At 66.8% G+C, this 19326-nt stretch carries 15 protein-coding genes; 3 read left to right on the forward strand and 12 right to left on the reverse strand.

Going from position 1 to position 19326, the window contains the following annotated elements:
* Nucleotides 1–2: 2 nt before the first annotated feature.
* From ACF3M1_RS12100 to grxD, 10 genes are all read right to left on the reverse strand, one after another.
* Nucleotides 3–3821: a pilus assembly protein gene (locus tag ACF3M1_RS12100; protein WP_394000975.1), complete on the reverse strand. Its 3819-nt coding sequence runs from the start codon at nucleotides 3819–3821 to the stop codon at nucleotides 3–5.
* 10 nt (nucleotides 3822–3831) lie between these two features.
* Nucleotides 3832–4290 carry a PilX N-terminal domain-containing pilus assembly protein gene (locus tag ACF3M1_RS12105; RefSeq protein WP_394000977.1) on the reverse strand — a complete coding sequence of 153 codons (459 nt, stop codon included), beginning with the start codon at nucleotides 4288–4290 and terminating at the stop codon, nucleotides 3832–3834.
* 55 nt (nucleotides 4291–4345) lie between these two features.
* The gene (locus ACF3M1_RS12110) at nucleotides 4346–5488 is read right to left on the reverse strand and encodes a PilW family protein (protein ID WP_394000979.1); all 1143 of its coding nucleotides are present in this window, start codon (nucleotides 5486–5488) and stop codon (nucleotides 4346–4348) included.
* Nucleotides 5485–5946, reverse strand: coding sequence for a type IV pilus modification protein PilV (gene pilV, locus ACF3M1_RS12115; protein WP_394000981.1), 462 nt, complete (start codon nucleotides 5944–5946; stop codon nucleotides 5485–5487). The genes ACF3M1_RS12110 and pilV overlap by 4 nt, the downstream gene beginning before the upstream one ends.
* Complete coding sequence (locus tag ACF3M1_RS12120; RefSeq protein ID WP_394005260.1) at nucleotides 5943–6437, reverse strand: GspH/FimT family protein; 495 nt, start codon at nucleotides 6435–6437, stop codon at nucleotides 5943–5945. The genes pilV and ACF3M1_RS12120 overlap by 4 nt, the downstream gene beginning before the upstream one ends.
* A 168-nt stretch (nucleotides 6438–6605) precedes the next feature.
* Complete coding sequence (ppnN, locus tag ACF3M1_RS12125) at nucleotides 6606–7994, reverse strand: nucleotide 5'-monophosphate nucleosidase PpnN (RefSeq protein WP_394000983.1); 1389 nt, start codon at nucleotides 7992–7994, stop codon at nucleotides 6606–6608.
* A 114-nt stretch (nucleotides 7995–8108) separates the two neighbouring features.
* Nucleotides 8109–11378, reverse strand: coding sequence for a carboxypeptidase regulatory-like domain-containing protein (locus ACF3M1_RS12130; RefSeq protein ID WP_394000985.1), 3270 nt, complete (start codon nucleotides 11376–11378; stop codon nucleotides 8109–8111).
* 251 nt (nucleotides 11379–11629) lie between these two features.
* Complete coding sequence (locus ACF3M1_RS12135; protein WP_394000987.1) at nucleotides 11630–12229, reverse strand: YhgN family NAAT transporter; 600 nt, start codon at nucleotides 12227–12229, stop codon at nucleotides 11630–11632.
* A complete protein-coding gene (locus ACF3M1_RS12140; protein WP_394000989.1) occupies nucleotides 12226–12987 on the reverse strand; it encodes an SDR family NAD(P)-dependent oxidoreductase in 762 nt (253 codons plus the stop codon). The genes ACF3M1_RS12135 and ACF3M1_RS12140 overlap by 4 nt, the downstream gene beginning before the upstream one ends.
* Entirely contained in the window at nucleotides 12984–13304 is a 321-nt protein-coding gene (gene grxD / locus ACF3M1_RS12145) for a Grx4 family monothiol glutaredoxin (protein ID WP_394000990.1), read from the reverse strand. The genes ACF3M1_RS12140 and grxD overlap by 4 nt, the downstream gene beginning before the upstream one ends.
* 116 nt (nucleotides 13305–13420) lie before the next feature.
* Between grxD and ACF3M1_RS12150 the strand changes: the two genes are divergently transcribed.
* Nucleotides 13421–14005 carry a superoxide dismutase gene (locus ACF3M1_RS12150; RefSeq protein ID WP_394000992.1) on the forward strand — a complete coding sequence of 195 codons (585 nt, stop codon included), beginning with the start codon at nucleotides 13421–13423 and terminating at the stop codon, nucleotides 14003–14005.
* Between the two features lie 183 nt (nucleotides 14006–14188).
* Here the strand turns inward: ACF3M1_RS12150 and ACF3M1_RS12155 are convergent, their stop codons facing one another.
* A complete protein-coding gene (locus ACF3M1_RS12155; RefSeq protein WP_394000994.1) occupies nucleotides 14189–15451 on the reverse strand; it encodes a putative bifunctional diguanylate cyclase/phosphodiesterase in 1263 nt (420 codons plus the stop codon).
* 13 nt (nucleotides 15452–15464) lie between these two features.
* Nucleotides 15465–16727, reverse strand: a complete 1263-nt coding sequence (locus tag ACF3M1_RS12160; RefSeq protein WP_394000996.1) for an HD-GYP domain-containing protein — start codon at nucleotides 16725–16727, stop codon at nucleotides 15465–15467.
* Nucleotides 16728–16998: 271 nt separating this feature from the next.
* Here ACF3M1_RS12160 and ACF3M1_RS12165 point away from each other — a divergent pair, with 271 nt between their 5' ends.
* Nucleotides 16999–17964, forward strand: a complete 966-nt coding sequence (locus ACF3M1_RS12165; protein WP_394000998.1) for an aldo/keto reductase — start codon at nucleotides 16999–17001, stop codon at nucleotides 17962–17964.
* A gap of 10 nt (nucleotides 17965–17974) precedes the next feature.
* Entirely contained in the window at nucleotides 17975–19315 is a 1341-nt protein-coding gene (locus tag ACF3M1_RS12170; RefSeq protein WP_394001000.1) for an NTP/NDP exchange transporter, read from the forward strand.
* Nucleotides 19316–19326: the final 11 nt, after the last annotated feature.

A 19326-nucleotide genomic window follows, 5' to 3' on the forward strand; every position in this document is an offset into this window, starting at 1 on the left:
TCTCACTGGATCTGTCTCCAAGACTGGCGTCCACACGGACGCTTGAGATACATCGTCGGCGCTCCGGCCACCTGCACCACCATCGAGCATTGTGCGTCGAGCGCCGCCGCGAGTTCAGCGGCCGTCGCAGTGGACGCAAGGGGCGCTAGGCGCGGCGCGCTGAAGATGGCCACATCCTTGACCGGAGCTGTGCCTGGGGTATCGAGCGAGATCGCACCTGTGCCGACGCCCGGTGACGCGCCGCCCGGCCGATCAAACGAAACACTCGACAGGCTTGCCGCACCCGTCAGCGCATTGAGTCCGTACAGCCAGTTCAGGCCGGCATTGCTGCACTGCAGGGCACTCACTGGCGCGTAGGTAGGCATGAACACGACCCCGTTCTCCACCCGCGGATAGCCAACGAAGCGTTCCCGCTCCGGCAGGTCGATATACCAGCCTCGGCTACCCGCACCCGGAACATTGGCAGTGGTGGTCCGAATGCCGCCCACGGTCGTAGTGATGCTCTGCGCAAGCAGGTTCGCTCTCGTCAACGGAGCCGTCGGCTGGCCCGGCGCCGAATCGAGGATTCCGTACAGGGACTGTCCGGTGGCATCGATCGGATCCCCCTCGAACGAAAAACTGCCCGTGCCGAAGAACAGCATCACGCCACCGTTGCGACCCGCCGTGGCCGTGAGACCACCTAGGATCGGCTGACGCGTATTGGCTTCTGCGCCAGTGTCGTAAAGGCGAGACGTGAACAACGGCACTGTCGGTGAAGCAGGCGTCGGACTACGCAGATCGAACTTCCACACCGCGCCCTTCTGGTCCGCGGCATAGACGGTATCGGCGAAGCCGTCACGCCCTGGCAGCGTCAATGCACCATCCGTGTTCGCAGCAAAGCGGTCCAGTGCCACGACATTGCCCAGACCATTCGCGCCAGCCGGCGCGCCGGTTTCGGTCGCGGGAATTCGGGTAACCGCTCCGGTGCCGATGTCGACAAGGAACAGGACGGCCTGATTCGTCGTGCTGTTATAGCCGTTGCCGAAAATCGCACGCCAGCTGATCGTCTCAACACCGACAGCGCTGCGTGTCTTGACCGGAACGATCACGGGTCGACCGAGCACATGACCGATGCTGTTTCGCACGTCGGCATTGCTGTGCGAGGCATTGACTTCCCAAAGCCGGTCTGTCTCCGCGAAACTGCCCGAGGCACGCGATACCCCGGAGAGATTCAGCCCGAACACGCCCTTGGCGCCAGCGCCCGTCGAGCCCACCAGCACCGTCTTCCAGCCGCTGTCGTAGTACGCGTCCGACACGGCGAGCGGCCCGTCGACGTAGTAGCGATGCTGGAATCGCTGATCTCCACTCGCGGCAGGGTCGTAGGGAAACAGCAGGTTGCCCATGTGCCCGAGCACGGACTGGGGAATGAAGGCAAAGCGCTCGATACCGCCGTTAAGCGCCGTTGTCCGGCCATCGAAGCCGTGCAGCATGCCGTCGTTCGCCCCCGCATACACCATCGGTCGACGGAAGTTGGCATCCGTACTCGTCACCTTGCCGGTCATGTACGTCGCATAGCTCGCGCCGTAGGGAGCGGGTAGCGAGCGATAACCGTAATCATCGGTCGGAGCGCTCACCACCGGCGAAGAGTTGACGATGTCGCCCAGTCGCGTAGTGCGATAGCGCAGGGTGCCGCTGTTGTTACGCTCGACCTCCAAGCTATCGTCGCCTTTGAGATAAGCAACCGCCTCCGCCAGAGTCAACGTAGACGAAGCGCCGCCCAAAGCAGCCAGCGCAGGTCCGGAACACAAGGACATCGGCGCCGGGTTGCTGCACAGCGCCCCCAGGTTTCCGAGGTTTGCCGCCGTAAACGGCTGCGCCGCTGAGCCGGTGCTATACCAGACATTCGTGCGACTGCCCGCCGCGGGAATACGTGTGCTGGCTTCCCAGGCATCGGTGAAGGTCGTAACGCCGGTGGTCGGATTGGTGGTGACTCCCTGCGCGGTCAACCTGCCGTACCAGTCGGTGCCATTATTGCGTGCCTCGTAGAACGGGAACACCGCCAGCGAGCCCTCGCCGATCCGCGCGCCCGTCAGAGCAATGCTGCCCGCAGGCGACGACCCCTGGCTGACCGACGACAGGACGCGCCGCATGGCGGCGGTCACGTCGCTAGGCGTGCGCGCATTGATGAACTCGCCACGCGTATTGACACTGGCGTGCCAGATATCATCGACAGCGCTAGGGCTGTCGTTGATGTGACCCACCCAATTCGGAAACGGTGCGACGAACGGATCGCGATCGACATTGGGATCGAAGATCGCGCCGGTTGCGCCCAGCGTGATCCCGTAGAAGTTCATATGCAGGTTCGTGTTGCAATCCAGCCTAGGATCAGGATTCGCCGCACTGCAGCCGGTAGGGACAGGTACGCGTCCTTCGGGAAAGTTTGGACCGGTACGCAACGTCGTCTGGTAATACCGCGTAGCGATCGCAGCCAGGCTGTTTGCCGGCGTGGGATCGAACGGCGCCCCCAGACCGGTGACGGCAGGTGCGCCCGGACTGTTCTGGTTACTGTAGCCGTCGGTGAACAGCATGGCGGCGTTCTTCTGGCAGGCCAGCTGGATCGGCGCGTTCGCGTCTGTGCGCTGGAACTGCTGACCTATGTGATCGACAGCAAACAGGTTGGGCGTGCCGCCGCTGGCCGGCAGCGCAAGCATGTTGGTATAGAGCGCCGCCTTGTCGGTGGGCGAACTCATGCTGCGCATTGCCACCGGGTTGACCCGGTTGTTGATAGTGAAGTACCCGACGCGCATGTTCTGGATGTCACTCATCGCCCGCGTCATGCTCGCTACCATGGCGCGGTTGCGGTTGCCGTAGAACGAGAACCAGTTGGCGAAGTTCTGCAGCGCGCTGTTGTATGCCGCTGCGGACGTGTAGTTATCCAGCCTGATCTCGTACTGGTACATGTTGCAGCCGTTGCCACAGGCATTAGCAATCAACCGGCGCCCACCGGTGGCGCCTGCGGCGACGACAGTCGTTCTGTAGCCAGCGGGTGCTGTGGTGCCCGTGCGGAGATAGAAAGTGGCGGGGTAATATCGGATCCCGATGTTACAGGTCGCAGTAACGGTGTGATTCGCGCCGAGCGTGACCCAAGTGTTCCGCGTGGCTGCAGTAGCCCCAAGCCCGCCGCAGGCATTGTTACCTGCCAGGAAGTACTCCGTGGCGGCCGGCAGCACCATGCCGTTGAGCGCACGGAACAAAAGGTTGGCGTTGGTTTCTTCGCGGACAGCCGTCAGGTTGAGCGTGGGCGTGGCGTTGCGAGGGTCCGCCCGGGTCGCTGTGGTAGAAGCGTTGCCCAGCGGGTTGGCTGCACTGGAACCGTACGGCGTGCCATCAGCATTGAGCCACGGCAGATAGGTTTCGTCCGGGTTGAAGTACGACGGGTTGAATTCAGGAGAACGCGCGAATCCGAATGTCGAGATCGGCGGGATCGCATGACGATTCGTGTCAATACGGTGTCCGGTATACGGGATCACGTGGTTGTAGCCGCAGGTGCCTCCCGTACCGGCCACCGTTCGGAGGGATCCGCTTAGGAAGAAGCCATTGGGGGCCGTTGCAGGATTCCAGCAGCCCACGCCATCCTGACCGGGAAACAGAGTTTCGAATGTCATCGAACCCGAATCGTCGACCGCCATGATGAAGGCCGGCGGGATCTGAGCTTGCACGTTCAAAGGCTGCTGCGCGAGCACACCCTGGCCTTGCACGGCCATGACCGAATGCAGGAAGTAAGCGCTCCCCGCGAGAACGACTGCCGTGGCGCCGGCGTAAAGTTTTGTGCGGCCTTTCATGGCGCTGCCCTCACGGCCTGAAGATGGTGTCGATGACGGCCTGCGCCGTCGGATTGGTCGGATCATCTACGCGGAACGCGGTGACCTGATAGATCGGATTGGGGTCTTCGTTAATCGCGCCACCCATGTCGAGCGTCGAGTTTCCTGAAATGCAGGGACCGATGAGTCGCGCATTGACCGCACCGGTCTGGCTCAGCAGTCGATCCCGGGCCCAGCCGCCGGGATCGAAGCCGACATCGCAGGACCGGATGTCAGCGCTGGTGACGGCCGTACAGCCGGCTGTCGACGTGCGGTTGACCAGGTCTTCGAGCGCGCACTCGGCACTACGCGCTAGAGCCTCGGTTTCCTGAAACGCCAGATTCACAGCGCGATAGTTTGAGGACATCCTCTCCTGCAAGCCCGCGACCTGCATACCGACGATCCCTAACAGCGCCAGCAGCACGAGCATGATGAGTGCGATATAGAGCACGGCACCACGCTGGCCGCGCGGACCTCGCTGAGCGCGCGGATGGATTCGACCCATGTCAGTTCCCATAAAGGCGGTTTCGCAACGCAACGGTGGCCTCATAGCCGTACCGGAACCGACTGTCGGCGGCATCGGCAGGCGTAAATGTCACACCCAAAACGCTGCGGCCATCAACGGCCTGCCCGGCTGCCGCGCGATCGGGACTGCTGGCGAGTACGCCGACGCGCACGGCGCCGACAGACCGCCAACGCGGCTCGGTGTTCATCGCGACCGGGGCCATCGCGGAGGGGCGCACGAAGCTCTCCACGTACCCGCTTGGAGACGTGCCTGGCATGGCGGCGGTGTTGCGGTCGAGACCCAACTGGAGCTGGATGCTCTCGATTCCCTCCACCAGCTCTTCGCTTGCAGCATAGGAGCCATTGGGGTTGGCACGCGCGCGCATCAGTACGCGCTCGCCTGTGGGGCGGGTCCCGACGTAGAACACGACCGATTCAAGGCGATAGAGCATCGTCTGCCCCGCAGGCTGCGGGGTGTACCGGTCGAGCGCGGCATTCACGGTCACCGTGCCGGCGCCGGGGTTAGTCGCAGCCGGCAGGAACAGATCGACGAAGCTGCAGTCTGCCAAGCCCATCATCGTCGGCACAGTCACGCCTCCCTGGGTCAGCGCGCCCCAACGGGCGCTGGGCACGGTGATCGTGGACACCGCACCGGCCACAGCGATCGAACTCACCGGCGCGCCCTCGCTTGCGAGAAAGCGCAGTTGCAGCACGTCACTGCCCCGCGCCGGGTTCAGAGCGGCGACCGCGGCGGGCAGGGCCGGAGACCAGGTATTGGCGGCCGTGCCGAGATTCATCGTAGCGGCCGTCGTCTTGGTCGCCTCGTAGGCTTGGATACCGAACGGAAAGTTGACCCCCGATCCGCCCGCAGGAACGAGATTGCGCAGGGCGCCCGCGTTCTGGAGATGCGACTGGTCGTTGACGCAGCCCATGTGGCCGACCATACGCAGATCGCGCTGGATGAAGTCGATCGCGAAGCGGCCGTTCTCCTGCACACGCGAAACGCCTTCCGACAATTGGTAGGCCGTGCGCGACGCCGAAAACACGCGTGCAAGGCCGAGCATGAGGAACGCCCCGATCGCGAGCGCCACCATCATTTCAATCAGCGATACACCGCGCAGGTGGTACGGAATGGAAAGCCTCACAGCTGGGTCCTCGCAGTGAACGTGGTGGACCCTGCGTTCGGGGCTGCCGTGCGCTCACCCCAAGTCAACTGGACCGTGGCCACGCCGGACGCGTTGTAGGTGACCGTGGCCGCGGCCGATGGCCCGAGGGCGTTGATCACCTGGCAGCGCCAGTTGCCGATGCCCTGGGCCACCGCGTCGGCGGCGGCGATCGCACCGCACGCGTTGGCCACCGTGAGGGTGTTGGTCGCGAACCCTGCCGCCGTGTACTGGGCAGCCGCCAGACGGTTCGTGCGCATCTGGTCCAGCAGGCTGTAGGCCAGATTGGTCGCCAGCGTGCGGTTGTTGGCGCTCTGGGTGTAGCGCAGATTCGTCGTCTGCAGCAGCGCGAAGCCGAGCAGGCCGATCGCGAGCACCACGATGGCGATCAGCACCTCGATCATCGAGAAGCCGCGCTGGGCGAAACGGGGCGGTGTCATGGGCAATCCCCCCGCATGATGGATGCTCCACCGGTCGGCCTCACGTCAAACGTGCGTACCAGTGGCGCACCTGTCGGGCAGGTGGCGGAGGCCAGAGTCAACGCGCGCGCGCCACCGATAAGAAAGCCGCGCTGATCGAAGCGGAAGCTGGTATTCGCAGCCCCGGCGGCGGTTGTGATTGCGACGCCCGGCTTGGCTTGCGAGTAGCGCACGACACGGTCACCGTCCGCCGCAACCGGCTGGGCGCCCTGTCCGTCGATGTTGATCCAGACGATCCATCCCTGGTCCCAGGCACTATCGGTGCAGGTGGCGCCATCGGTGCTGGAGCAGACCTGCGCGCCCCCGGGGCTGCGCAGGGCCTCGGAACGCGCGAGCGCGAACGAGGCCAGCAGTTCGTTGGTGGTGGTCGCCACCCGGTTCGAGCGCATCGTCGCCTCGAAACTGGGGAACGCGATGGCCGCCAGGACCGCGACGATCGCGACCACGACCATCAGCTCCACCAGTGTGAATCCCCTCGCTCGCATGCTGTCCCCGCGCGTCACCGGTACGCCCGGTGCTCCCCAGTGCGCAGTCTAGCCAGCGCCGTCCGTCCTTCAAGCGGTGACGGACGGACGGTCGGCAGTGGACGATGAACGCAACGCGCGCACCGTCCTGTCGCCTCAGGCCACCACTTCGTAGCAGGGCTTGTAGTCGCCGGCGATCTTCATGCGCCGCTGCTCGACGAACGCGCGCAGCAGGGCGTCGAGCGACTGCATGATGTCGCGGTCGCCGTTGATCCGGAACGGGCCGAATTCCTCCACGCGGCGCAGGCCGTCCTCCTTGACGTTGCCGGCGACGATGCCGGAGAACGCGCGGCGCAGGTCGGCGGCCAGCTCGTGCGGCCTGCGGCCGTGGTGCAGGTCGAGCGCGGCCATGGCCTCGTGGGTCGGCACGAAAGGCCGCTGCAGGTCCAGCGGGATCGTCATCGACCAGTTGAAGTAGAACGAGTCCTTGTGCGCGACCCGGTATTCCTTGACCTTGCGGATGCCGGCCGACATGCGCCGGGCGACGGCCTCCGGATCCGCCACGATGATCTCGTAGCGGGACGCAGCCTCGTCGCCGAGCGTCAACCGGATGAACTGGTCGATCTGCTCGAAGTACGGCGCCGACGCGGTCGGGCCGGTGAGGATGAAGGGGAACGGGATGTCGCGGTTTTCCTCCTGCAGCAGCAGGCCCAGCAGATAGAGGATCTCCTCGGCCGTGCCCACGCCGCCGGGGAACACGATGATGCCGTGACCGAGCCGCACGAACGATTCGAGACGCTTCTCGATGTCCGGCATGATCACCAGCTGGTTGACGATCGGGTTCGGCGATTCGGCGGCGATGATGCCCGGCTCGGTGATGCCGATGTAGCGCGCCGGATACTGGCGCTGCTTGGCGTGGGCGACGTTGGCGCCCTTCATCGGGCCCTTCATCGCACCCGGGCCGCAGCCGGTGCAGATGTCCATGCCGCGCAGCCCCAGCTCGTAGCCGACCAGCTTGGTGTAGTCGTACTCACCGCGGTTGATGGAGTGACCGCCCCAGCACACGACCAGGTTCGGATCGCCAGGCTGCAGCAGCCGCGCGTTGCGCAGCAGGCCGAACACCGCGTTGGTGATGCCGGGCGACGAATCGAGGTCGGCCGCATCCTCGGGATCGAGCTCGATCGCGGTATACGCCAGATCGCGGACCACGGCGAACAGCAGCTCGGCGACGCCGCGGATGATCTGGCCGTCGACGAAGGCCATGCCCGGTGCATTGATCAGCTCGAGCCGGATGCCCCGGTCCTGCTGCAGCACCTGGATGTCGAAATCGGGGTAGAGCTCCTGCGCGGCCCGCGGGTCGTCGGACGCGCTGCCGCTGGTCAGCACCGCCAGCGCACAGCGGCGCAGCAGGTCGTGCATGCCGCCACTGGAGGCGTCCTTCAGCCGCGCGACCTCGTCGCGTGACAGCACGTCCAGGCCGCCGCGGGGATAGACGTAGGCATTTACCGTAGGCAGCGCCGTCGCCGCCCTGTTCTCGTTGCTCATCCTGCTCTTCTTCTGCTGTTTTCGTTGGTGCGGCACTGTAGCGCAGCCCTCCGCACAAACGGAAACGGCCGGGTTGCCCCGGCCGTTTCGTGTGTCACGTATTCGATCCGGGGATCAGAACTTGTAGCGGAAGCTGAGCTGTGCAGCCCAGCGCGACACGCCGCGGTCGTCGTAGATGGTCGCCGCGTCCGGGGTGTTGAAGCGGTAGACGTACTTGCCGTCCGCGCCCACGCCGCCGTATTCGACGATGCCCTTCATCGCCGGGAAGCCGACTTCCTCGATGCGGCCCCAATCCTTGTTGATCAGATTGCCGACATTGAGGATGTCCAGCGCGACTTCAGCCTTGTTGCCGTTGAAGAAGCCCGGGAATTCCTGCGAGATGCGAATGTCGAACTGGTTGACCCAGGGGTTGCGTGCGGCATTGCGGCCGGCGATCTGGCCCTTGTGCGAACGCAGGTACTCGTCGCCGTCGACGTACGCCCAGAATGCCGCCTCTTCCGCCGCCGAGCCGAAGCGGACGTCGCCAGGGCCGGTCGGGATGTAGAGCAGATCGTTGAGGCGGCCGTCGCCGTTGGCGTCGTTGTCGAAGGTGTAGCTGAACGGACGACCCGAACGGCCTTCATAGAACATTGCGACCGACGTGTTGTTGTCACCGAAGAACGCACGACGCCAGCTCAGTGCTGCCGAGAAACGATCACGAATCTCGTAGTTGGAGCGCGAAGCAACCGCCTCGTTCGCCTGGAACACCGCGTTGTTGCCCAGCTGCGAACCCGAGGTCGAGCTGGTCAGTGCGCTGACTTCGGTGGCATACGTATAGGTGTACGCCAGCTGCCACGACCAGTCACTGTCGTTGAACGGCTTGTTGAGCGCGAACGTGTACTGCTGGCTCTCGCCCTCGTCGGTCGGACGCGCGATGATCACGTTGGTGAAGTTGCGATCGCGATCCGTACGAGCGTCGACGTTGGACACGAACCCCGTTCCACTTGCGCGCGAGCAGCCCGTCGCGACACCGCCCGCATTCGCGACCACGGCGCCCGCCACGGTGAAGCAACGCGGATCGTAGCCGGCAGCGTTGTAGTAAAGCGCGCGGCCATCCTGACCCGTACGCGTGGCGTCACCGAGATTGAGCTCCTGGTAATAGATCGCTTCCTTGACCTGCGTCCAGACGCCTTCAGCCGATGCAACAACGCCCCACCACGGAAGCTCGGTGTCGAACGCCAGATTTGCCTTCCACACGGCCGGCTGCCCCAGATCGGGATCGATGAAATCGATGGCCTCGGCGCCGCTGGCAGCGCTGGTGGGCGGACACGGCCGACCGTTCTGGCTCACGAGCGCACATTGCGCAGCGGGATCCGGGTTGAAGCCGTTGAATCCACTCGAGAACAGGTAGTCGACGTACGCGTCGCGGCCGTAGTTCGAGAACCCGTTCGACAGCCACACGCTTGCCGCGGCACCCTGGAACAGGCCCACGCCACCACGCAGCTGCGTCGGACGATCGCTGTCGAATGTGTAGTTGAAGCCGACGCGCGGCTGGAACAGGCCATTGCCGTCGATCGTCTGGCTGTTGTCGAAGCCGAAGGCCGCGAACGCACGCGGGTTGTAGAACGGCGAACCGCTGACGCGCGGCTCGTCGTAGCGCACGCCGAGGTTCAGCGTCAGGTTGTAGTTGATCGCCCAAGAATCCTGCAGGAACAGACCGACGTTCTTCAGACCGAAGACGGCTGCCATGTTGTCGCGCACGCCGTCACGCGGATAGAACAACTGGTAACGGCTCGCGTTACCCGCCTGGAAGGCATCGATGCTGTCGTAGGTGTACACGCCATTGAGGCGACGACCGAACAGGTTGTAGATGTCGTTGTCTTCGTAATCGAAGCCGAACTTCACGGTATGGTCGCCGAGGAACAGGTTACCGGCGAAGAAACCGTTCCAGGTCTTGGTGCCGACCGCGTTGACGTGGGTGTTCTCTTCCGTACCCAGATTCAAGGTGTTGTTGCCGATGCGCACCGAGATTGCCGGCAGATCGGCCAGCGGCACGCGCGGCACGAAGTAATCGCGGTACGAGACCTTCATCTCGGTGGAGAAGATGTCGCTCCAGTCGCTGAAGAGCTGCGCAGTCGAGGTCTCGACTTCGTAGTTCTTGATGTAGTGATACGTGTTCAGCGCCAGCGAGGTGTTACCGAAGCCCTGCAGATACGCCTGGTTCTGTTCCGACTTCGCGTAGCGGAAGCTCGCGCGATGGTTGTCGTTGATGTTCCAGTCGATCTTCAGGCCGTATTCCTCGGACTCGGTATCGAGCGCAGGAAGTGCCAGCGAGCCCGCGTCGAAGCCCCAGGTGTTACGGGCGATGCCGATGACGCGATCGATGTCGCCCTGGGAAATGCCGACGATGTTGCTGGCGCCCGAGCCGGTGGGACCGAAGCTGGAGTTGCCGATGAACAGCTCCTTGCCGGTGTACTTCTCGTAGTTGGCGAAGAAGAACAGGCGGTCCTTGATGATCGGGCCGCCGAACGTCAGACCGTACGTGGTCTCGTTGTCGAACAGCACCGGACGGATGTCGTTCTGGTTCTTGCCGGACCAGTCGTTGTCACGGTAGATGCCGTAGACCGTGCCGCTGAAATTGTTGGTGCCCGACTTGGTGACCGCGTTGATCACGCCGCCGACGCCGCCGGAGATCGTGACGTCGTAGTTGGCCACGTCCACGGCGATTTCGTCGATGGTGTCCATCGAGAACGGCTGGCGCGGTGCGGCCAGGCCGTTGGATTCCAGGCCGAACGTGTCGCCGCTGTTGATGCCGTCGACGCGGATCGCGTTGTAGCGCGGGTTCTGCCCGCCGATCGAGATCTCGTTACGGGCCTTGTCGGTCTGCGACACGCGCGGGTCGAGGCGGGCGTAGTCCTGCAGGGTGCGGCTGATCGACGGCAGCGCTTCGATTTCGGCGCTGGTGACGTTGGTGCCCGTACCCATCTTGTTCGCGCTGAAGATTTCCGATCCACCGCCGATCGCCGTCGCGGTCACCGTCTGCAGCGTCGTCATGTCACCCGTCAGCGCGGTGTTGACCGTGTTGACCTGGTTGAGATTCAGAAAGACGTTGTCTTCGGTGCGCGTGCCCTCGCCCGCCTTGGTCACCGTGATCGTGTACGGACCGCCGACGCGCAGGCCGCGGGCGTTGTAGCGGCCGCTGGCATCGGTGGTGGCCCGGCTGACCGTGCCCGACTCGGTGTGGACGATGGTGACTTCCGCGCCCTGGACGGGCTGGCCGCCGGAGCCGGTGACCTGACCGCCGACACCGGCGGAGGTGCTCTGCGCGAAGGCGGGCGCGGCGGCGAGTGCGACGATCAGGCCGAGCGACAGCTTGGAAAGTCGGGCGCGGTGCATGTGAGTCATGGGTGTAAGCCTCGGTGCGTGGAGTGCGTCGACGCCTCGCGGCGAGCGACGTTCAGGACGTGGAACAGACGGTGGGAAGCCCCGGCCAACGGCGCGTGGGCATGCCGTGGTTAACAACAGGTTAACATGGTAGACGGCGAAAATGACAGTGCCGTGACATCCCGGATGCGACGCAAGCCACTGACCTGACTCGTTTTTATCCGATACCGGAGATGTGGCCGCCAAACCCTTGTCGCGCCACGGTCACGTGCTCAGGCGGCGCCGGCGCCCCGCAGGAAACCGACCAGCCCGTCGAGCAGCATCTGCACCGAGATGGCGACGAGCAGCATGCCCATCAGGCGCTCGATCGCGGTCAGCGCGCGCAGACCGAGCAGCTTGTAGAGGTAGGTGGCCGAAAACAGGATCGCCGCAGTCGCGCCCCAGGCGATCATCAGCGCCAGGCTCCATTCGCCGAGGCGATCGGGCTCGTTGCTGCCCATCAGCATCACCGCCGCCATGCCCGAGGGGCCGGCGACCAACGGGATGGCCATGGGCACGATGAAGGGCTCCCCGTCGGGGATCTCGCCCATCAGGCCCTCCGGCGGCGGGAAGATCATGCGGATGCCGATCAGGAACAGCACGATGCCGCCGGCGATCGCGACCGATTCCTGGCGCAGGTGCATGACCTCGAGCGCGTACTTGCCCGCCCACAGGAAGCCCATCAGCACCAGCAGGGCGATCAGCAGCTCGCGTGCGAGGACGATCCGCTGCCGCTGTGGCGTGAGGCGCCGCAACATGCTGAGAAACACCGGGATGTTGCCCAGCGGATCGAGAATCAGAAACAGCAGCAGCGCGGCAGACGCGATGGTCATACGGAAAGGCTCGAGGCGGGCGACCAGATCTCGCCACGGTGGGCCACGCCTTCCGGCGCCAGCAAGGTGATGCAGGCCGCGGCGACGTCGCCGGGGTCACGGGCGATGCGGTCGTCTTCCTCCACGTGCGCGCGGGCGCGCAGCGCGGTCCGCATCGGCGGCGGCTGCAGGCCGCTCACCCGCACCGGCGAGCGCGCCAGCTCCGCGTGGAGCATGCGCACCAGCGCCTCGAGGCCGGCCTGGGCCAGGCCGTAGCCGCCCCAGTACGCGCCGGTGCTGCGGGCGCGGTCGTCGATCGCGAACACCACTGCGCTGTCGTCGGCCCGGCGTAGCAGCGGCAGGCAGGCCTGGGTCAGCCACCAGCGCGCGGTGAGGTTGACGTGCAGCGCGCGCGCGAACGCTGCCGGATCGGTGTGCTCGAGCGGTGTGAGTCCGGAAAAGTGCGCCGCGACATGCAGCACGCCATCGAGCCGGCCGAATGCGGCATCGATACGCGTCGCGAGATCGGCGTAGTCGTCGGGCGATGCGCCTTCCAGATCGAGCGGATACAGCACCGGCGTGCCGCCTGCGGCCTGCAGCCGGTCGTGCAGCCGGTTGAGCTTCGGCACCTTGCGCCCGAGCAGGACGGGGGTGGCGCCGGCATGCACGCAGGCCAGCGCCGCGGCCTCGCCGAGACCGCCGTGCGCGCCGGCCACCAGCACGACGCGCCCGGCCAGCGACCCCGCGGTCGCCGGCGCGTCGGACACGACCGCACTCACGCCTGCAGCACCTCGGCGACCATGCGCGCGAGTTCGCCGGATTCGTGCAGCTCCAGGGTGATGTCGCAGCCGCCGATCAGCTCGCCGTGGATGAACAGCTGCGGGAACGTCGGCCAATTCGAGAACCGCGGCAGGTTGGCGCGGATCTCCGGCTCCTCGAGCACGTTGATCGTGCGATAGCCGCGCGCGCCCGCGTCGTGCAGCGCCTGCACGGTGCGCGCGGAAAAGCCGCACATCGGAAAGCGCGGCGTCCCCTTCATGAACAGCACGACGGCATGGCCGTCGATTTCGGCCTGGATGCGTTCGAGGATCGACACGGATACCACTCCTGCGTGACCAAGCCGCCGGGCGATGCCGGCAACGGTCAGGGTTAGAATCGGCACATTCTATCGCGTCGTCGCTGCGGCCAGCGGCTCACAGGATTTCCGGCCTCATGCCCCTCGAATTACCCGCACTCCCCTACGACCGCACCGCGCTCGAGCCGCACCTGTCCGGCGAGACCCTGGACCAGCATCACGGCCACCATCAACGTGCACTGATCGAACGGGTGAATGCGCTCACCGCCGGCACCGAGCTGGACGAGGCGCCACTCGAGGCGATCGTGCGCAAGGCGCAAGGCGAGCTGTTCGATCATGCGGCGCAGGCCTGGAACAACGCCTTCTACTGGCATTCGCTGCGGCCATCGGCCGCCGGCGGCAGCGGGCCGAAAGGGGCGCTGGGCGAAGCCGTCACGCGCGATTTCGGCGATGTCGACACCCTGCGCGCACGCTTCAACGCCGTCGCCCTGCGCCAGTTCGGTGCGGGCTGGGTGTGGCTGGTGCAACGCCCCGACGGTCGCCTGGGCATCGTGGCCACCGCCAACGCCGCGACCCCGTTGACTGGCGACGACACCCCGCTACTCGCGGTCTCCTTGTGGGAGCACGCCGCGTATCCGGACTATCGCGACAACCGCCCGCGGTATCTCGAGGCGTTCTGGCAGCTGGTCAGCTGGGACAGCGTCGCCGCACGCCTGCGTTAGGCGGACGCCGTTCGACCACAGCGAGGCGCGTCCGCGGATACGGATGCGAATACAGCACTCCGCGTACGGACGGGCGCCTGAGCCAGGGCCCGCACGCCACACCGTCGCAACGACCGAGGTGACTCGCTCGGGCAGCGGCGGCGCCTGAAGCGTCACGGGTGCCGCGTCCACTCACGCGTCCTGTCAGGCGGTATCCGGCCGCGTCGCGGCGGCCGCCGCGAGCGCCGCGGCGACGACGTCTTCGGCCGCGGTCGGGCGGCCGATCAGATAACCCTGGGCGTAATCGCAGCCGAGCGCCGCCAGCTGCGCCAGCGATTCCGGCGCTTCCACGCCTTCGGCCACGACGTTGAGGCCGAGCTGATGGGCGAGTTCGATCATCGTGCCGACCAGACGCTGCGCGCGGATGTCGGTGGCCATGTCGTGGATGAAGCTGCGATCGATCTTCAGCGCATCCACCGGCAGGCGGTGCAGGTAGGCCATCGACGAATACCCGGTACCGAAATCGTCAATCGCGATACGCACGCCGCCCTCGCGCAGCGCGGCGAGCAGGCGCTCGCACTGGGCCACGTCGCGCATCAGCGCGCTCTCGGTGACCTCGAGCACCAGCGCATCGCGCGGCACGCACCACAGCCGCATGAGGTCGAACACCTGATCGACGAAACCCGGCAGCTGCAGCACTTCCACCGACAGATTGACCGCGAGCCGGGCATCCGGATCTGCGCCGCGCAATTCGGCCAGGTGGCGCAGGCCGACGTTGAGGGTCCAGCGCGTGAGATCGCCGATCTGTCCGCTGCGTTCGGCCACGCCGACGAACAGCGCCGGCGGCACCGGGCCCAGGACCGGGTGCGTCCAGCGTGACAGCGCTTCGTAACTGACGATGCGGCCGTCGGACATGCGCTGGATCGGCTGCAGATGCAGCTGCAGCTGGTTCTCCGCGATCGCCCCGCGCAGCGCCTTCTGGACGGCCTCGAGCGGAATCGACGGCGCGCTCCAGAACGCGATGCGCTCCACGCTGAGCAGCGCATCGTCGCAGGCACGATCCGCGCGCCGGCACAGCAGTTCCGGGGTCTCGCCGTCCTCGGGGCAGACGGTGATCCCCACGACCACCAGTGGATGGATGTCGCCGGTCGCCGCGTTGAACGGCATCTGCAGTGCGCGCACGATCTTCGCCGCCGCCAGCGCGGCATGGGCCCGCCCGTGCAGGGCCGGCAGCAGTACGAGCATGTCCGCCTCGCCCGTGCGCACGAGCGTATCGCCCGGACGCAACACCTCGCGCACGCGCTGCTCGAGGTGCACCGCAAGCGCATCGGCCGCGTCGTAGCCGAACGAGAGTTCGACGTCGCGCATGCGCTGGACCCGCACCACCAGCACGGCGGCCGGCGCATCTGAGCTGGCTTGCGCGCGCAGCCGCGCCACGCAGTCGAACGCCTCCGCGCGGTTCAGCATCCGGATCCCCCGCTCACAGGAACAATGCGACCGGGTCGAGCCCGTGGGCACCGGGCGGCAACGGCGCGACGATGCGCACCGGCTCGTCACCATGCGCACGGACCATCAGATCGAGGCTGTGGAACTGCTCCAGCAGGCGCTTGTCCGGCGCCGTGAGCACCATGACCCGTGGCTGCAGCCGGCGCGCCGCGTTCTGCGCCATCACGATCGCGACCTCACCCGTGCTCAGCTCGACCAGCGAACCGATCGGATAGACGCTCATGCACTGCATGAACTGCTCGACCACCTCGGGCGCATACCGGCTGCCCCGGTCGCGGTACAGCGCCTGCAGCGCGACGTGCTGGCCGACGGCGCGACGATGGGGCCGGTCGCTGGTCATCGCATCGTAGGCATCCACCACCGCGGCGATCCGTCCGAGCAAGGGAATCGCATCGCCCGCCAGGCCCGCGGGATAACCGGTGCCGTCGACGTGTTCGTGATGCGTACGCACCATCTCGCGCACGTGCGCGGGCACGGCGCCGCTCTCGTCGAGCAGCGCCAGCGCGTGCGTCACGTGCGTCTGCATCGAGCGCATCTGTGCGCTGCTGTAGACCTCGCCCGTGGTGAGCAGGGACGGCTCAACGCGCAGCTTGCCGATATCGAGCAGCAGCGCGCCGCTCGCGAGGTCGACCAGCATCGGCTCCGGCAATCCGACATGTCGCCCGAACGCCACCGCGAGCGCGCTGCAGCCCAGGGCGTGGGCATATTCGTAGCGGCCGCGTTCGCGCAGGGTATCGAGCCAGAGGAAGGCGTCGGCATTGCGCACGAGGCTGCGCACCATCGGCTCGACCGCCTCGCGCACGTCCGCAGGCGAGAGCGGACGCCCGTTGCGGACGTCGTCGAGCACGCGGGTTGCGAATGCTGTGGCGCGGGCATGGGCCTCACGGGCGTCGGCGAGCTCCTGTTCGAACTCGACCTGTTCCGGATACGGCGTCGAGCCCTGCAGGGCGCGGATGTCGGCATCCCGCAAGACGCGCGCCTCACGCGCCGTCGTCGGCGCGGCGACGGCGGCAGACGCGTCCTCGGCGAGCAGCGCAAGGCCCAGCGGCCCGTCCCAGCGCTCGAGGTCGATGTACACGTGCTCGCACAGCCGGGACAGCGTATCGATGTCGTCCTGGGAATCGATCAGTACGCCCTGAAGGAGAAAGGGGGTGCCTTCCCAGTCACGGTCCAGCCGGCAGACATACATGCCTGTCCGCAGATCCGAGACCGCCAGCTTTCGTTCGTCCAGCGCCATCTCGCTTCCGTCGTCCTGCACGCCCCAAGATCGGCCCGGATCCGGAAAACTTCACTGGTTCCCGGATCCCGGCACACGCCCTGCGGCCGCGTGCGGGGGCCGGCACCGCGGCCGCGGCGGAGCGACAGCGTACTCCCGTGCCGGCGCGCCCGGAGGGCCGTCGGCCGCAACCGACCGATCGCGCATAGTCACCGTGGGCCACCCCTGCCATGGGCCCGGTTCCGGCTGAGCGCCTATGATCGGACGACCGATCCGATGCAGGAGACGCCCCATGCCGTCGCGCCGTCGCTTTCTGACCACCGCTTCGCTGGCCGCCACCGGTCTGGCCTTCGCGCCCATGGCCGCCTGCAGCCGCGAGGCCGCCCCGTCACCGGCGATGCCCGCCCCCGCCGTCGCGGATGCGTCCGATGGCGCTGCGCTGCGGACGCGGACCATTCCGTCCAGCGGCGAGCCGCTGCCGGTGATCGGTGGCGGTACGTCGGGCAGCTACGAGGTGGCGCTGGATTCGCCCGAGTTCGAAGGCCTCAAGGAGACCATCCGGGTGTTCTTCGACGGTGGCGCCACGGTGTTCGACACCTCGCCCAACTACACCAATGCCGACGAGGTGCTCGGCGCGCTGCTCGCAGACGGCGGCTTTCGCGAGCGGTGCTTCCTGGCCACCAAGATCGCCGCCGACGACCGCGCCGCGATGGAAGCGCAATGGGCGCGGACCCAGCGCCGCCTGCGCACCGAGCGCGTCGACCTGCTGCAGGTCCACAACCTGCGCGCCCTGGATGTCGCCTGGGGCTACGCCCAGGAACTCAAGGCACAGGGCCTGACCCGCTACATCGGGCTCACCCACTATCTCGAGAGCGGTCACGCGCCGCTGCTGCAGGCGATGCGCACGCGCAAGCCCGATTTCATCCAGGTGAACTACTCGGTCAATGCGCCACAGGCCGGGCGCACACTGCTGCCGGCGGCGCAGGACCAGGGCGTCGCCGTGCTGGTCAACCGCGCCTTCGACGACGGCAGGCTGTTCGCGCAGGTCCGCGACACACCGCTTCCGGGCTGGGCCGACGACGCCGGCGTGACCTCGTGGGCGCAGATGTTCCTGAAGTTCGCGATCAGCCATCCGGCAGTCACCGCGGTGATCCCGGCCACCCGCCGCGCCGACCGCCAGGCCGATCAGCTGCGCGCCGGCCGTGGCCCGCTGCTCAGCGAGGCCCGACAGGCCGAGCTGACCGCGATGTTCGGCTGAGGCCCGCCGGATGTCGACGCGCATCGCCGGCTTCTTCAATCTCCGTCGCGACGAGGTCGCGCCGGTCGCGATCGCCGGCGCGTTCTTCTTCTTCATCCTGACCGCGCTGATGATGCTGCGCCCGGCACGCGACGCGCTCGGCATGGAACGCGGTCTCGACAGCGTGCGCTGGCTGTTCATCGGCACGGCGGTCGTGACCCTGCTGGTGAACCCGCTGTTCGGCTGGATGGTGAGCCGGCTGCGCCGGCTCTCCTTCATCTCGGCGACGTACGGCTTCTTCATCCTCAGCCTGCTCGGCTTCTGGGCGCTGCTGGTGTTCGCGCCGGACGCCGTCGGCGCACGCAGCGGGCAGGTGTTCTACGTGTGGTTCAGCGTCTTCAACCTGTTCGTGACGATGGTGTTCTGGGCCTTGCTCGCGGACCGGTTCTCCAGCGACCAGGGCAAGCGCTTCTTCGCGCTGATCGCGGTCGGCGGCACCCTGGGCGCGATCTTCGGGCCGTGGCTGGCCGCACGCCTGGCCGAGCCGCTCGGCACCGCGAGCCTGCTGCCCCTGGCCTGCGGCTTCCTCGCGCTCGCCATCGTCATGGCCTGGCTGCTGGTGCGCGTGCAGCCGGACCGGCACGCCGAGGCCGAGGCCGCAGCGCCCACGCCGAACGCCAGGACGGCGGAACACGAGCGTATCGGCGGCAGCGCCTGGGCCGGCTTCCGCGCCGTGTTCGCATCGCCGTACCTGCTCGGCATCGCCGGCTACGTGGTCATCATGACCGTGGTCGCGACCTTCATCTATTTCACCCGCCTGCAGATGGTAGCCGCGGCGGAAACCGATCTCGACGCGCGCACCGGCCTGCTCGGCAGCATCGACATGTGGACCCAGGTCGCGGTGCTGGTCCTGCAGGTCACGTTGACCGGGCACATCATCCGGCGCCTGGGGCTGGGCGTCGCGCTTGCGCTGCTGCCGATCGCGATGGCGGTCGGGTTCATCGGCCTGGCGATCTACGGCTCGTTCCTGGTGCTGATCCTGCTCGAGGCGACCAACCGCGCCGTGCAGCGCGGCCTGACCCGCCCGGCGCGCGAAACCCTGTTCACCGTCGTCGGCCGCGAGGACAAGTACAAGGCCAAGGCCTTCATCGACACGTTCGTCTACCGCGTGGGCGATGTCGTCGGCGCGCAGACCGAGGGCCTGCTCGGCCGCCTCGGCCTGGCACTGGGCGGGCTGGTGAGCGTGGTGGTGCCGCTGGCGCTGGTGTGGGCCGCGCTCGGCCTGTGGCTGGGACGCGCGCAGCAGCGCCGGAGCCAGGCCGAGGGCACGGTCACGCGCGCCCCCGTCGGCCCGGGGCCGGAGCCGCGCTGACCCGCGCCGCA

Origin of the sequence: Luteimonas sp. WGS1318 (genome assembly GCF_043187535.1) — a bacterium.
In the GTDB taxonomy this organism is placed as follows: domain Bacteria; phylum Pseudomonadota; class Gammaproteobacteria; order Xanthomonadales; family Xanthomonadaceae; genus Luteimonas.